The organism is Henriciella aquimarina (assembly GCF_002088975.1).
GTDB lineage: Bacteria > Pseudomonadota > Alphaproteobacteria > Caulobacterales > Hyphomonadaceae > Henriciella > Henriciella aquimarina.
On sequence record NZ_NCST01000112.1, the window covers coordinates 29,717 to 43,707 of the forward strand.

The following is a 13,991-nucleotide window of genomic DNA, read 5'->3' on the forward strand; positions in this document are numbered from 1 at the left end:
TATCGAAAAAATAAATAACGACACAAAAGACATGGGGAGGCCTACATGGCGTATAGAAAGTTCTGCAAATACAGTTTGGCGAGCGCGGTTTCACTGGTCGCGATCGCAACTGTCCCGGCCAGCGCCTGGGGACAGGAAACGACACAGTTCAATATTGAGAGCCAGCTACTGTCCAAGGCTCTGCTCGATTTCAACGAACAGACCGGTATCACGGTCGCGGCCTCCCGCGATCTGACCGAGGGCAAACGCTCTTCGGTTGTCCGTGGTGAGATGAAGCCGGAGGAAGCGCTTCGCCTCATGCTGGCCGATACCGGCCTGACCTATCGCCAGGATAGTTCGGGGGCGGTTATCGTACAGCGTGTGGCCGAGGAAGGCTCTGCCGCCGTCGCACAGGGCGAATCGAACGCGCCGGCTCAGGGGACGGAGGCTGCCGAGCCTGATACCGAGAATGCAGCCGAAGAGGACGAGGCAGAAGCCAGGCTGGGCGAAGTCATCGTGACCGCCCGGAAGAAAGGCGAGAGCGATCTCGATGTGCCGATCGCCATTCAGGCCATGCCCAGCGCCGAACTGGAAGCGCGAGGCGTCCAGAGCCTGACGGATCTCGCCGCCGTTACGCCGTCGCTTCTTATCTCGGAAAGCTTTGGCAGTCTGGGCGGGACGATGAACCTTCGCGGCGTCGGGGCATCATCGCTCAATGCGGCGACCGATCAGGCTGTTGCGCTCAATCTTGACGGCGTGACTGTCGCCAATGGGACGGCGGCGCGGTTTGCCCAGTTCGATATGGCGCGTGTCGAGGTTCTGCAGGGGCCGCAAGCGCTCTATTTCGGCAAGAACACGACGGCCGGTATCGTTTCAGTCGTCTCGGCCGACCCGACCGACGAACTCTACACGATGCTACGCGCAGGCTATGAGTTCGAAGCCGACGAGATCCTGACCGAAGCAGTGATTTCCGGCCCGATCACAGACTCTCTTAGTGGCCGCGTGGCCCTCTACCGCTCGGAGCAGGAAGGGTATTTCGACAACCCCCTCGCTTCCACCAATGTCCAGCCGCCGGCCGACCTGGTGGCACTCTACGGCCCGCTGGATCCGCCCCGTTACTCCCGTGGTCCGAATACAACCGATCTCGGTATTCGCGGTACGCTGCTTTATGAGCCGACCGACCGGTTCAGCCTGCGGCTCAAGGGGACCTATTTCGACCAGGAAGGCTCGGCGAGTAATGCCAATACCCAGCTTTACTTCTGCCCAGCCGGTGTGCCGGCTCCGGGGATCCCGGGCAATATACCCGGGGTCGGGGAGTGTGATGTGGACGAGACTTTGGCGCCGCTCGGCCAGAATCCGACCGCTGAAGTCGGCGGCGACCCAACCTATCGCGATGGTCAGCCATACCAGGAAATCTATCAGTATCTTCTCTCTGCGGATGCCGAATACCGTCTGACCGACAACCTCACGCTGAATTCGACCACGGGCTACTACAAGGTGGACATGCTGGACGCGGCAAACGCGACCTGGTCGCCTTATCCGGCCCTTGGCAGTGTGAACCAGGTCAAGCGTGATGACTTTACCCAGGAGCTGCGCCTCACATCGGATTTCAACTCGCCCATAAACTGGATGATCGGGGCCTATTATCAAACGGGGGATTTCTCTTCCGACGGGCTGATCACGATCCTGCAGGATGTGGCACCAAACTCGATCTATTATATCGACTCACGCACCTGGGGCGGTTTCGGCGAAGTAACCTTCGAATTCGGTGACTTCGTCCTGGCTGCCGGGGGCCGGTATACCGATGAAAAGAAGGATCTGGACCTCTACAGCAAGGCGCTGGGCGGTTTCGCGACGGACCTTCCCGTCACGACGGTGCACTCGAAAAACTTCTCGCCCGAAGTCAGCCTGACCTGGAATGTCGCGGACAGGACCAACCTGTTCGTTTCCTACAGGAAGGGCACGAAGTCGGGCGGTTTCAACGCCGACACGCTGAACCTTCCGCCCTATGCCGATGACGACATCTCCTATGACGACGAAACCGTCGAAGGGTTTGAGGGGGGCGTGAAGAGCGTGTTGCTGAACGGCGCACTGCGCGCCGACCTGACCGGGTATACCTATGAGTACAGGGACCTTCAGGTCGGCGTGCTCGACCCGGTGGCCGTGACGCAGCTCACACGGAACGCCGCGACTGCGGATGTGCGGGGGATCCAGTTCAACGCCAATTACCAGCCCCCGTCGATTGAGGGCTTCCGCCTTTCCGGCGCGCTTAACTACAGTAATGCCCGCTTCTCCGACTATATCGGGACTTGCTATGCGGGGCAGTCGATTGCTGCGGGATGTAATCTCGACATTTTCGGCAATCCGGTCGAGCCGGGAGAGGTTGCGGTCAATCAGGACTTTGACGGCAAGCCTCTCGTCAAGGCGCCGGACTGGACGGGCAGTCTGTCGGCGACCTACGACTTTCCGGTCACGTCGAATGGCACCTATCTCGGCCTGAATGTGGCGGCCAACTACAGCAGCAAATACCACACAGTGGACACCCAGCCGGTCAATTCGCTGCAGGATGCCTACACGACATTCGACGCGCAGGTGCGCCTCTTCAACGACCGGGGCGGCTGGGAGCTGGCGCTCATCGGCAAGAACCTGACGGACGAATTGCGCATTCAGCAAGGCGTCGAAGTGCCGTTCTCGCCGGGACCGGGCGTCAATGCCGGGACGGGCACCAATGGGCCGACGGTCCCTGCAGACCTGGCCGGCTTCACCAACGCTCCGTTCCAGCTGATGGTGCGGCTGACGATCAGGCCACACGAGTTCTTCAACCAGTGAGGCCGATCACCGGTACCCCGTGTCGTTCAAGATACTTTCCCTCCCGTCTCGGGCGGCACGGGGCCGGCTGCATCCGGACAAGCCTCTTCTCGCCGCTGTCCGGTGGAGGCGCGCAGCCATTTCACGCGCGCACAGGGAATCCAAACGTCATTCAAGAAGGAAACAGCTATGTCCATTGAGGAAAACAAGAAGGTCGTCCTCGACTATTTCGCAGCGTCCAAGGCCGGAGATGTCGAGAAGCTGAAGCAGCTCATCGCCGACGACGCCAAGCGCTGGATGATTCCGGGCACGCCCTTTTCCGGGGTGGCAGACAAGGCGGAAATGATCGGGGCATTCGAAGCGGTGTCGAGCGCGTCCGACGGGCCGTTCGACAATGAAGTCGAATACGTCACCGCCGAAGAGGACCGCGTCTCGGTCACCGCGAAAAGCGAGCTGAAGCTCAAGAGCGGCAAGGTCTATTCGAATGTCTACCACTTCCTGTTCTTCGTGGAGAACGGCCAGATCAAGTACATCAAGGAATACTTCAATACGGCTCACTTCAACGAAGTCTTCACAGAGGAAGAACTCGCAAAGCTCGGCTAACGAAGGGGAGGCGCATCGCAGCTTTTCCGGCCGGAATACAAGGCTGGGGCGCGAGAGCGGCGGCTCCTGAAAGCATGAAAATCAAAACCAGGGACAGGACACTGTTCGGGAGGAGTATGATGAAGTTTGGCGCACTGTATTGGTCGGTCGCGGTCCTGGCCTGTCTGGGGATCTCGGCCTGTGATGTGAGCACGAAGGCGCAAGCGCCAGAGGCGGACGCGCAGGAAACAGCCGTTCAGGACGAGGCGGCGGACGAAACAAAGACGGCTCTCCCAAAGGCGGCTTCCGGGGCCGAGGTCTCCATGGTAGACGGGACGAACCCCGATGACTGGCCCTCCTATGGCCGCACCTATGGCGAACAGCATTTCAGTCCGCTGGATCAGGTCAACGCTGAGACGGTGGACCGGCTGGGCCTGGCCTGGTCGCTCGACCTGCCGGTCGGCAATACGACCACACAGCCCATCGTCGTCGATGGCGTGATCTACTTCGCCGCCCGCTACAGCGTGGTTCACGCGGTCGATGCGGTCACAGGCGAGCTTCTCTGGACCTATGACCCGGAGGTTCCCCAACATGTCGACGATGCCGGCCGGATGCTGATTGCCTGGGGCAGCCGCGGCATCGCCTGGTGGAATGGCAAGGTCTACACCATCACCAATGCCGGGCGCATGATTGCCCTCGACACTGAAACCGGCGAGCCGGTCTGGGAAAAGCAAATCATCGCCCCTGATGATCAGAGTTATTTCACGGCCGCGCCCCGCGTCTTCGATGGCGTGGTCGTCATCGGCAATTCCGGCGATACAGGCCCGACACGCGGTCACTTTACCGCCCTCGACGCCGAGACGGGCGAACAGCTCTGGCGCTTCTGGGTCGTGCCGGGCAATCCGGAAGACGGCTTCGAGCGCCCGGAGCTGGAAATGGCGGCGGAAACCTGGTCCGGTGAATGGTGGAAGTTTGGCGGCAATGGCGCGCCGTGGAATGCCTACACCTACGATCCCGAGACCGGGACCGTCTTCGTCGGGACCGGTAATGGCTTTCCGTTCAACCATCGCCTGCGCAGTGAAGGGGAGGGCGACAACCTCTTCCTGTCGTCGGTTGTCGCGCTGGACCTGAAGTCCGGCGAGTACAAGTGGCACTATCAGGGCACGCCCGCCGATACCTGGGATTTCACCATGACCCACGATATGGCGCTGGCCGATCTCGAAATCGATGGCGAGCTGCGCAAGGTTCTGGTGACGGCCCCGAAGAATGGTTTCTTCTTCGTCATCGACCGGATCACCGGCGAATTCATCTCTGCCGAGCCCTTCGTGAAGGTCACCTGGGCGACGCATTATGACGAGAATGGCCGCCCGGTCGAAGCACCTGGCGCCCGCTACGAGCCGGGTACGACGTTCGATGGCTGGCCGACTGTCTTCGGGGGCCATAACTGGCAGGCGCAGGCCTACAGCCCACAGACGAAACTGGCCTACATCCCGGTGGTCGATCTGGGCGGGACCTTTACCGACAATACCGACGAAACGACCTGGGATCCGGAGCACGGTGAGATCACCACGGGGCTCGATGCCACGGGTGATGTCGAGAACTCTGACCGGCCCGAAGAGGCGACCGCCGCCCTGCTTGCCTGGGACCCGGTCAAACAGGAGCGCGTCTGGCGCGTCCAGGCCGACCGCATGGTGCCGGCCGGTGTCATGGCGACAGGCGGTGGCCTGGTCTTCCAGGGCGCGGTGGACGGCTATTTCAGCGCCTATGATGCGGCCACTGGCGAGGAAGTCTGGTCGTATGACATGAAGGCGCCGGGCGTGATCGCGCCGGTGACCTATGCCGTCGACGGCAGGCAATATGTCACCATCCTGACAGGCACGAGCGGGGTGCCCTCGGCCTGGGGGCGGATGGTGCACGATCTCGGCCTGGACTATCGCAGCATCGACCGGCGAGTCCTGACCTTCGCGCTCGATGGTGAGGCCACCCTGCCGCCGCGCACCGTGGTCGACCTGCAGAAGCCGGAAGACCCGGACTATGAGCCGATGCCCGAACTCGAGGAAGCCGGTCGCGAACTCTATGGCGGCATGTGCGCGACCTGCCATGGCTACAAGGCCGTTGCCGGTGGTCGTGCCCCGGACCTGCGCTATTCGCCGATGCAGCTCGATGCCGACATGTTCGAGGCGGTCGTGCAGGACGGCGCGCTCTTGTCAGCCGGCATGCCGCGCTTTGGCTTCCTAAGCGACGAGGACATTGAGGCGATCCGGCAATATGTCCGCGCCCAGGCGCATGACCCGGAGCTCGATGAGGCAAAGAACGTGACCGGAATGGCCATCGCGCCGCGGTAACGAACGGCATGGAGGCAAATTGGGCGCTCCGGTCAGAGGGCTGGGAAGTGCCCGGTCAATCCATGGAAGAAAGGGTGTTGGAAAATGACAATGAACACAAGGGATGCGGCAGTATCGGCCGTGAATACGCCGATCATCCAAATGGCTTTTGTCGTTCCCGATATTCGCGAGGCCATCGACACCTGGGTGAAAGATCTGGGGGCTGGTCCGTGGTTTCTGGTCGATGGCATCACGGGGGATGAGCCGGATTATCGCGGGCAGCCGACGGAAGCTGCCTATGCCCTGGCCACGACCTTCGTCGGCGACATGCAAATTGAACTCGTCGAGATGAAGGATGATCACCCGTCTGCCTTTCGCGAATGGGTGGATCATCGCGGATACGGGCTGCACCACCTCGGCGTCGGCAGTGAGGATGTCGAGGGCGATATCCGAAAGTATCAGGCCAAGGGCTATGAGACCGTCTTCCGGTGCGGCTCGCCGCTCGATGGCCGGATCGCGTTCCTGTCGGCAGGCTTCGACAAGCCGTCCATGATCGAGATTATTCCCCTCTCCGAAGGCACCAAAGAGATGCGGGGGATGTCACGCAAGGCTTCCGCAGACTGGGATGGCATGGAGCCGATCAGAAATCTGTTCTGAAGGCCGCGTGAGACCTTGTCTACATCCCGCCCTCGAAGGTCTGGCCCGGGACGGGCACGCGCCAGCGGATATGCGCGACCGCGAAAAGGGCAAAGGCCAGACCGGTCAGGCCCATCGTGGTCAACGAGACTTGCTGGAAGAGCCCATGCGCCGCCGGTACCAGGCTGACGAGGGCAGGACCAACACCCATCCCGGCAAAGGCCAGGACTGGCAGGAGCGAGGTGATCCGTTCGGTCGGATCGACCTCGGCCACGATGCCCATCAGCAGGGGGAGTCCACCGCCCCACGCAAACAGGAAAAGACTGCTGGCAGCGTAGAAACGGACAAGCCCCATATGGGCGGTGAGCAGCATCACGCTGAGCGCCAGGGTCAGGCAGACGGCCAGCACTGGCCCGATCCGCCCGAAGCGTGAGGTGATGATGGCAGCCAGCAGCGAACCTGCGATCGCAGCGATATTGCCAACCGCCAGGGCCTGGCCGATCAGCCCGTCCGCCAGCCCGGCCATCGAGCCGAGTACACCAGAGAACACCCACAGCACACCGACAGCGGCGGAAAAGATGAAATAGGCGGCCGCTTTCAGCAGCACCGCCGGGTGAAAGGCTGAAGCCTCTGCCTCGGCCACGCCCGGAGGTGTAGCAGGCATCGGATTTCGGCCCAAGGCGAAGCTGACAGGGATCAACAGGGCCTGAAGTCCGGCCAGGAAAGCCGCGACGGGCAGGAAAGAGGCGCCCCAGCCAAGCGCGGGTATGGCGAGCAGGACCATGACCGCCACGATCGCCTGCAAGGTCAGGATAAAGGCAAAGCCCCGGTCCGGATTGGCCGAAGCGCCGACGATGGCCGCCGAGAGCGCAAGCAGTACACCTGCGCCAACACCGGAGAGGGCTTCCATGAGGACCGCGCCATTGAACCCGGGCATGAAAGCCACCCCCAGTTGGGCCGTGCAGGCGAGAAGCGCGGAGAGAATGGCCGTCAGCCGAAAAGGTAGACGTTTGAGCCACACTGTTACCACCAGCGAGCCAAGCGCTGTGCCCAGAAGGTTTGCGAGGCCGACAAGACCCGAGCCGGCCCCCTCGACCTCGAAGGCCCCGGCAATGAGCGTTGCCAGCAAGGGCATGGCGACGACCTGGGTGACGCCGAGCCCGCCCATCACGATCGCGGCCAATACCTCGCCGCGACCGGGCCCCGTGGCGCGCGCTGTCTCTTGAGGCAAAGCCATCAGGCCGGATCCGCGGGAAGCGGTGTCTTGCCCAGGATGTGGTCGGCTGCCTTCTCCGCCAGCATCAGTGTCGGCGCGTTGATGTTGCCATTGGTGATGTTCGGGAAGACCGAGGAATCCACCACACGCAAGCCCTCCACGCCGATGACTCGGCATTCCGGATCGACAACAGCCTCCGGGTCATCCGGGCTGCCCATCCGGCAAGTGCCGCAGGGATGATAGGCGCTTTCGACTTCTTGCGCCACGAAGGCGTCGACATCGTCATCGCTCATGCAGTCAGCGCCAGGCGCGATCTCACCGCCGCCATAGGCTTTCAGGGCGGGCTGGGAAAAGATCTCGCGCGTCAGGCGCACACAGGCGCGGAAAGCTTTCCAGTCTGCTTCGCTCGACATGTAGTTGAACTGGATGGATGGGGCCGCAAGCGGGTCTGCCGATCTCAGCCGCACATGCCCGCGTGCTGTGGTGCGTCCCGGCCCGATATGCGCCTGGAAACCGTGCGCGCGCACCGGCTGACTGCCATCATAACGGATCGCCGCGGGCAGGAAATGATACTGCGCGTCCGGGTACTCCGCCGCCTCGTCCAGCCGGACAAAGCCGGCAGTTTCGAAGTGATTGCTCGCGCCGATCCCGGTCTGTGTCAGTAGCCATTGCAGCCCGGCGAGCCCCTTGCTGAAGGGATTCATATAGCGGCGCAGCGTGATCGGTTCGGTGCAGCGCATCTGGAGATAGATTTCCAGATGGTCCTGCAGGTTCTTTCCAACGCCCCGTCGCTCGCTGACCGTGTCGATGCCGAATGGCGTCAGCTCCTCAGGCGCGCCCACCCCGGAGAGCATGAGTAGTTTTGCCGAGTTGAAGACCGAGGCGCTGAGGATGACTTCCTTGCGGGCAAGCAACAGACGCCGCTTGCCCTTGTGCAGCAGCTCCACGCCGGTCGCCTTGTCGCCCTTCCACAGGATGCGGCAGGCCAGCCCACGATAGAGCGTGAGGTTGTCCCGGCCGAGGGCGGGTTTCAGATAGGCATTTGCCGCCGACCAGCGCCGGCCTTTCCAGATGGTCTGGTCCATCGGGCCGAAGCCGTCCTGGTGGAGACCGTTGCAGTCTTGCGTCCTTTGGAAACCAGCTTCCTGGGCGGCCGCCATAAAGGCCTGGTCCAGCGGATGCTGCTGCTTCGGTACCGTGACGTGCATCGGTCCGTCCGTACCGCGAATGGCGGGATCGGCCCCCTCGACATTTTCCAGTCGGCGAAAATAGGGCTTCACATGCCGCCCGCTCCAGCCCTCTGCGCCCTTTTCGGCCCAGCCATCGAAGTCCTTCGCATTGCCGCGGATATAAACAAGACCGTTGATCGAGGAGGAGCCGCCCAGAACCTTGCCACGCGGGGCCGCCAGTTCCCGGCCGCCAAGGTGCGGCTCGGGCTCGCTACGATAGCCCCAGTCATAGCGTTTCATGTTCATCGGATAGGAGAGGGCGGCCGGCATCTGGATGAAGGGACCGATATCAGAGCCGCCATATTCGAGCAGGGCAACCTCATGCGTCCCGGATTCCGACAGGCGGTTTGCCAGGACACAGCCTGCCGATCCAGCTCCAACCACAACGTAGTCGGCTGTGCCGATTTCAATCGATCTGGCCATGACTATCCGCCCAGAAGCGCGCGCGGGCTTCCGACTTCGTACATGTTGATCTGGCCTCCGCCCCGGCTCGTCCCGTCATAAATGTCGTAACCGAGCAGGCTCTGGGCACGCTTGGGCAGCTTGCGGACTTTCTCCAGCGGAACGCCAAGCCAGCTGTTCTCTACGGGAACGAGCCAGCCATGACAGTACGACACCGACAGGCCGCGCCGCGGCACGCCGCTGACATTCCGGCCGCCACCATGGATCGTCTGGCCAGTGAAGATGGCGGCAGAGCCGGGTGACATTACGGCTTGTGTGGTCTCTTCTGGCGTGGGCTCACGGTCACGGGCCCATTTATGGCTCCCGGGCACAACCACGGTCGCCCCGTTCTCGGCTGTGTAGTCGCTGAGCGCGATCATCACATTGATGGCCAGTGGCGCTGCCGATTGGGCGGCGCGGGGCCAGGAATCATCGTCGCGGTGTATCGGCTGGGCAGCTTCCCCGCCACGGATCTCGATCAACTCGGCTGAGCTGAGGCGGTAATCGGTGCAGTTGGGTTTGAGTTGCTGATCCATGACCGAGAGGATGCGAGGGTCGACCAGCACGTCGACAAAACTTTCAGACTTGTCGGCGATGGCATGCAGGCGCACCGTGTAAGCGCCGAGAAAGCCATCATACATGCTCTTCAGCTCGCGCGGTTTGCAGGCCTCGATATGGGGCTGCAGCTCTTCGTTGAGCGCGGCTACGAGATCCGGCGCCAGGAAGTCCTCGACGATGACTACGCCATCGTCTTCCAGCGCTTTGCTGATGTCCTCGCCAGAAGACGCGCCTGACAGTCGCTTCACGGTCGCACCCATTCGAATTCCTCCAGGTGATCTTTGCTTATCGAATGACACTTTTCCAGAATGGGCGAAAAAAAGTAAATGGTCAAGCAATTACATTTATGCTTCGCTGCCTGGTAAGTCGCGTTTGGCAGGCACAGACTTTTCTTTGGGAGTAGGCGGGCCTATGCGAGAGACAGGGTGCATCCACAACAACCGACCGGGGGTCATGTCGACACAGCCGCGCCAACGACGCCATCGCGATGAAAGCCAGAGACATCTGGTCGATGCGACGATTTCGGCGATCTACAAGCATGGCTTCCATGAGGCCACAGCCCAGAGGATTGCCGAAGAGGCGGGCCTCTCGGCGGGCAATATCCACTATCATTTCGGTTCCAAGGAAGAGCTGTTCGCCGCGGCTATGCGTCAACTCATGTCCGATATCAGCGACACGCTCGTCTATGAGCTTGGCAAGGCCGACACGCCGCTGGCGCGGGCGCATGCCATCATCCATGCCAACCTCTCCGAGCCGCTCTACACCCACCGCAACTGCTTTGTCTGGCTTCAGTTCTGGTCCGAGACGGCCCGTTCTGAAGAGCTCGCCCGGCTCGAGCGCATCAATGCCCAGCGCTTCCACCGCAATCTCCTCGATGCCCTGAGCAAATTGCTGGACCGTCCGGATGCGGAGAAAATCGTGCAGGAACTGGTCGCCATGGTCGATGGGCTCTGGATCCGCAAGGCCCAGCACAATGAGGCCGTCACCCCCGAAGCCGCGCGGGCCATCGTCTTCGCCTATCTCGAACGCCGGCTCGGCCCGGCCGCAGGGCAGGGGAGCTGAAAGCTATGGGGCGGGCAGAGAAGAAACTGTTGCGCAAGCAGAGCCTGATCGAGGCGACGGTCATCTGCGTGAACAAGTATGGCTATGCGCAGTCGACCATCCAGCGGATCGCCGCAGAAGCCGGCCTGACGGGCGGGACGATCTATCGTCACTTCAACAATAAGCGCGACCTCTTCGAGGCGACGATGCGCCACTTGCTGAAGCTCGTCCTGGCTGAAGAGCACGCGGCAGTGGCCAAAGCCCGCAATGACACTGACCGGCTCAAGGCCGTTGTTTCATCCAAGTTCGCGCCGGGCCTTTTCAATTCCGCCTTCTGCACCGTCTGGCTACACTTCTGGGCGCATGCGCAATCCCATTCGGCTTTCTCGCGGATCGAGCGGTTGAGCGACCGCCTTCTGCATCGCAGTTTGAACCGCTACGCGCGCCGGATCATGCCGCCGGAAGAGGCTGCGGGTTTTGTCGACGAAATCTCATTGATCGTCGACGGGCTCTGGATCGCCCACGCCCAGCGGGGCTCCGAGCTGACAGCTCACGCCGCCAATGAGGTCGCCCAAGGCTGCCTGACGGCGAGACTTGGGCGATAGGCCTCCAACCTCAGACTTCCCAGTGCAGCGGCCAGTCGCCCTCCAGGCGCAGGTCTTCTCCGACCGCATCCTCGATCAGCTTGGCGACGTGAAGCTCGCCGGCTTCGCCGCCATAGGCGTTGGCGGCATCGGCAAAGCGTTCGCGTACGCGGGAGCCGATCGGGATCGGCACATTGCCCCGCTCGGCGAGCGCTGCGCACAGGCGCAAATCCTTGAGGCAGAGGTCGAGGGTGAAGGACGGGTCGTAATGGCCTGCAAAGATGGAGGGCGCATCATGGTGCGCGACGAAGCTGTCGCCCACGCTGTCCTTGATCGCATCCCACAGCACGTCCAGCGGTACACCGGCCCGGCGGCCGAGCATCAGTCCTTCGCCAATCACGGCGGCATGGGTGAACCAGAGATAGTTGGTCACAAGCTTCACCGCATTCCCGGTTCCGAGCTTGCCGCAGCGGATAACGCGACCCATGCGGGAAAGAATGGGCTCGACAGTGTCGAGCACATCCTCATCGCCGCCGGCAAACAGGGTGAGCTCACCGCGCCGGGCGCCATCGACGGCCCCGGTGACCGGCGAGTCGACCGTTTTCACGCCCAGTTTTGCAGCTTGTTCGGCCAGTTCGATGACGAGGCCGGCATCATTGGTGGTGGTGTCCACCCAGATCGTACCTTCGCCCAGGCCTTCGAAAACACCATTCTTGCCGCGCATCACGCGGTCGACGACATCCGGCTTGGGCAGGGAGGTGATCAGTATGTCGACATCGCGGGCGCACTCTGCCGCTGTTCCAGCCCAGCTGGCACCGTTCTCGATGTGCTGGGCGGCGCGCTGCTTGTCGATGTCGTGCACTTTCAGCTCGAGGCCCGAGCGTAGCAGCACCATGGCCATGTTGGCGCCCATATTTCCGAGACCGATAAATCCAATACGCATGATTCCCCTCTCCTGACTGGCTGGCCGGCTGGTGCATTCACGCCCAGGCCGGGCTTTCGCGTGGATGTCTCTGGCACATGCAATTGACAAAATGTAATTGTACGTGCAGTTATTTTTGGAGAGCTAATCGACCAAACAGGAATCCGCAAGGAAAAAGGAAGCGCGACGTGAGCTACGCCATAGACTTGTTCATCGACGGCCAACGCGTGAGCGGAGAGGGCGAAACGGAGTTTATCTGCCGTAATCCGGCGACCGGCGGAGAGATCGGCCGGTTCCGGGAAGCGAGCCCCGCCCAGATTGAAGCGGCCATCGAGTCCGCCACGAAGGCCCAGCGCGAATGGGCGGCCATGCCGGCCGAAGAGCGGGGCCGTATCCTCCGCAGGGCGGCCAGCCTTCTGCGAGCTTCCAATGACGAGCTCGCCCGCATCGAGGTGCAAGACACCGGCAAGCCGATTGCCGAAGCCAGCGTAGTGGATGTCCAGACAGGCGCCGATGCGATCGAGCATTATGCCAATCTCGCCGGCAGCCTGGCGGGTGAATACCAGGATTTCGGCTACGGCTTCTACTATACGCGCCGCGAGCCGCTGGGCGTTTGCGCCGGCCTCGGGGCCTGGAACTATCCGCTCCAGATCGCCTGCTGGAAGTCCGCTCCAGCGCTCGCTGCAGGCAATGCGATGATCTTCAAGCCGTCGGAGCTCACCCCGATCAATGCCGTCACCCTTGCCGAGATCTATTGCGAGGCCGGCATGCCACCCGGCGTGTTCAATGTACTCCAGGGCGAGCGCAATCCGGGGGCGGCCCTTGCCGCGCATCCCGGCGTGGCCAAGGTCTCGCTGACGGGCAGCGCGCCGACCGGGCGCAAGGTCATGGAGGCAGCCTCACCGCGCCTGAAGGAGGTGTCCCTTGAGCTTGGCGGCAAATCTCCGCTGATCATTTTTGACGATGCCGACCCCGAATATGGCGCACGTCTCGCCATGTATGCGAACTTCCTGACCCAGGGCGAAATCTGCGCCAATGGCACGCGGGTCTTCGTCCATGCCGACATCTATGACGCCGTGCTGCAAGAGATCGTGAAGCGTACAGAAACGCTGAAAGTCGGCGCCCCGGATGATCCGGACACCCAGATCGGGGCACTCATCTCCGAAGATCACCTTGGCGTCGTGAATGGCTTCGTGGATCGGGCACGACAAGCCGGTGCTAAAGTCCTTTGCGGCGGACACCGTGTCGAGGTGCCGGGCCACGAGAAGGGCGCCTTCTACGCCCCGACCGTCATCGCCGACAGCACCGACGAGATGGAGCATGTCCGCGAGGAGATTTTCGGGCCGGTCATGACCGTTCTGAAATTCGAGACCGAGGAGGAGGTTGTCGCCCGCGCCAACCAGTCAGACTATGGCTTGGCGGGCGGCGTGGTGACGAAGGACCTGGTGCGCGCCCACCGCGTCGCCGCAAACGTCCAGACCGGCATGTTCTGGATCAACACCTATCAGGCCCAGCCCATGCAGATCCCGTTTGGCGGCTACAAGCAGTCCGGGATCGGCCGTGAGAATGGCTGGGACGTCCTCGATGAATACACCCAGAAGAAGAGCGTCTTCGTGCAGATGAAGCCCGAAGACCTTCCGTTCTGATGCTTTCACTCACCCTAGAAACTTT

Annotated in this window: 11 protein-coding genes; 7 read left to right on the forward strand and 4 right to left on the reverse strand. The window is 62.1% G+C overall.

Features of this window, described 5'->3' with window-relative positions; all coding sequences use genetic code 11:
• The first annotated feature begins 45 nt into the window (after positions 1 to 45).
• From B8784_RS16905 to B8784_RS16920, 4 genes are all read left to right on the forward strand, one after another.
• Positions 46 to 2,808, forward strand: a complete 2,763-nt coding sequence (locus tag B8784_RS16905) for a TonB-dependent receptor domain-containing protein (RefSeq protein WP_084399069.1) — start codon at positions 46 to 48, stop codon at positions 2,806 to 2,808.
• A gap of 168 nt (positions 2,809 to 2,976) precedes the next feature.
• Positions 2,977 to 3,390: a nuclear transport factor 2 family protein gene (locus B8784_RS16910; RefSeq protein ID WP_084399070.1), complete on the forward strand. Its 414-nt coding sequence runs from the start codon at positions 2,977 to 2,979 to the stop codon at positions 3,388 to 3,390.
• Positions 3,391 to 3,506: 116 nt separating this feature from the next.
• Positions 3,507 to 5,714 (forward strand): PQQ-dependent dehydrogenase, methanol/ethanol family, encoded by a 2,208-nt coding sequence (locus B8784_RS16915; RefSeq protein ID WP_158085724.1) that lies wholly within the window; start codon positions 3,507 to 3,509, stop codon positions 5,712 to 5,714.
• A gap of 90 nt (positions 5,715 to 5,804) precedes the next feature.
• The gene (locus B8784_RS16920; protein WP_158085725.1) at positions 5,805 to 6,350 is read left to right on the forward strand and encodes a VOC family protein; all 546 of its coding nucleotides are present in this window, start codon (positions 5,805 to 5,807) and stop codon (positions 6,348 to 6,350) included.
• A 19-nt stretch (positions 6,351 to 6,369) separates the two neighbouring features.
• On the opposite strand, the gene B8784_RS16925 is transcribed toward B8784_RS16920, so the two are convergent.
• The 3 genes from B8784_RS16925 to B8784_RS16935 are packed head-to-tail and all read right to left on the reverse strand — an operon-like array spanning position 6,370 to position 10,033.
• Positions 6,370 to 7,566 (reverse strand): MFS transporter, encoded by a 1,197-nt coding sequence (locus tag B8784_RS16925; protein WP_084399073.1) that lies wholly within the window; start codon positions 7,564 to 7,566, stop codon positions 6,370 to 6,372.
• Positions 7,566 to 9,197, reverse strand: a complete 1,632-nt coding sequence (gene betA / locus B8784_RS16930; protein ID WP_084399074.1) for a choline dehydrogenase — start codon at positions 9,195 to 9,197, stop codon at positions 7,566 to 7,568. Before betA ends, B8784_RS16925 begins: the two co-directional genes overlap by 1 nt.
• A 2-nt stretch (positions 9,198 to 9,199) precedes the next feature.
• Positions 9,200 to 10,033, reverse strand: coding sequence for a phytanoyl-CoA dioxygenase family protein (locus tag B8784_RS16935; protein ID WP_084399075.1), 834 nt, complete (start codon positions 10,031 to 10,033; stop codon positions 9,200 to 9,202).
• Between the two features lie 193 nt (positions 10,034 to 10,226).
• On the opposite strand from B8784_RS16935, the gene betI (B8784_RS21685) reads away from it, so the two are divergent.
• Together betI (B8784_RS21685) and betI (B8784_RS16945) are read left to right on the forward strand one after the other, a co-directional pair.
• The gene (gene betI / locus B8784_RS21685) at positions 10,227 to 10,835 is read left to right on the forward strand and encodes a transcriptional regulator BetI (RefSeq protein ID WP_158085726.1); all 609 of its coding nucleotides are present in this window, start codon (positions 10,227 to 10,229) and stop codon (positions 10,833 to 10,835) included.
• 5 nt (positions 10,836 to 10,840) lie between these two features.
• Entirely contained in the window at positions 10,841 to 11,419 is a 579-nt protein-coding gene (gene betI, locus B8784_RS16945) for a transcriptional regulator BetI (protein ID WP_084399076.1), read from the forward strand.
• 10 nt (positions 11,420 to 11,429) lie between these two features.
• On the opposite strand, the gene B8784_RS16950 is transcribed toward betI (B8784_RS16945), so the two are convergent.
• A complete protein-coding gene (locus B8784_RS16950) occupies positions 11,430 to 12,341 on the reverse strand; it encodes an NAD(P)-dependent oxidoreductase (RefSeq protein ID WP_084399077.1) in 912 nt (303 codons plus the stop codon).
• A gap of 167 nt (positions 12,342 to 12,508) precedes the next feature.
• Between B8784_RS16950 and betB the strand changes: the two genes are divergently transcribed.
• Positions 12,509 to 13,966 carry a betaine-aldehyde dehydrogenase gene (betB, locus tag B8784_RS16955; protein ID WP_233356209.1) on the forward strand — a complete coding sequence of 486 codons (1,458 nt, stop codon included), beginning with the start codon at positions 12,509 to 12,511 and terminating at the stop codon, positions 13,964 to 13,966.
• The last annotated feature ends 25 nt before the right edge of the window (positions 13,967 to 13,991 follow it).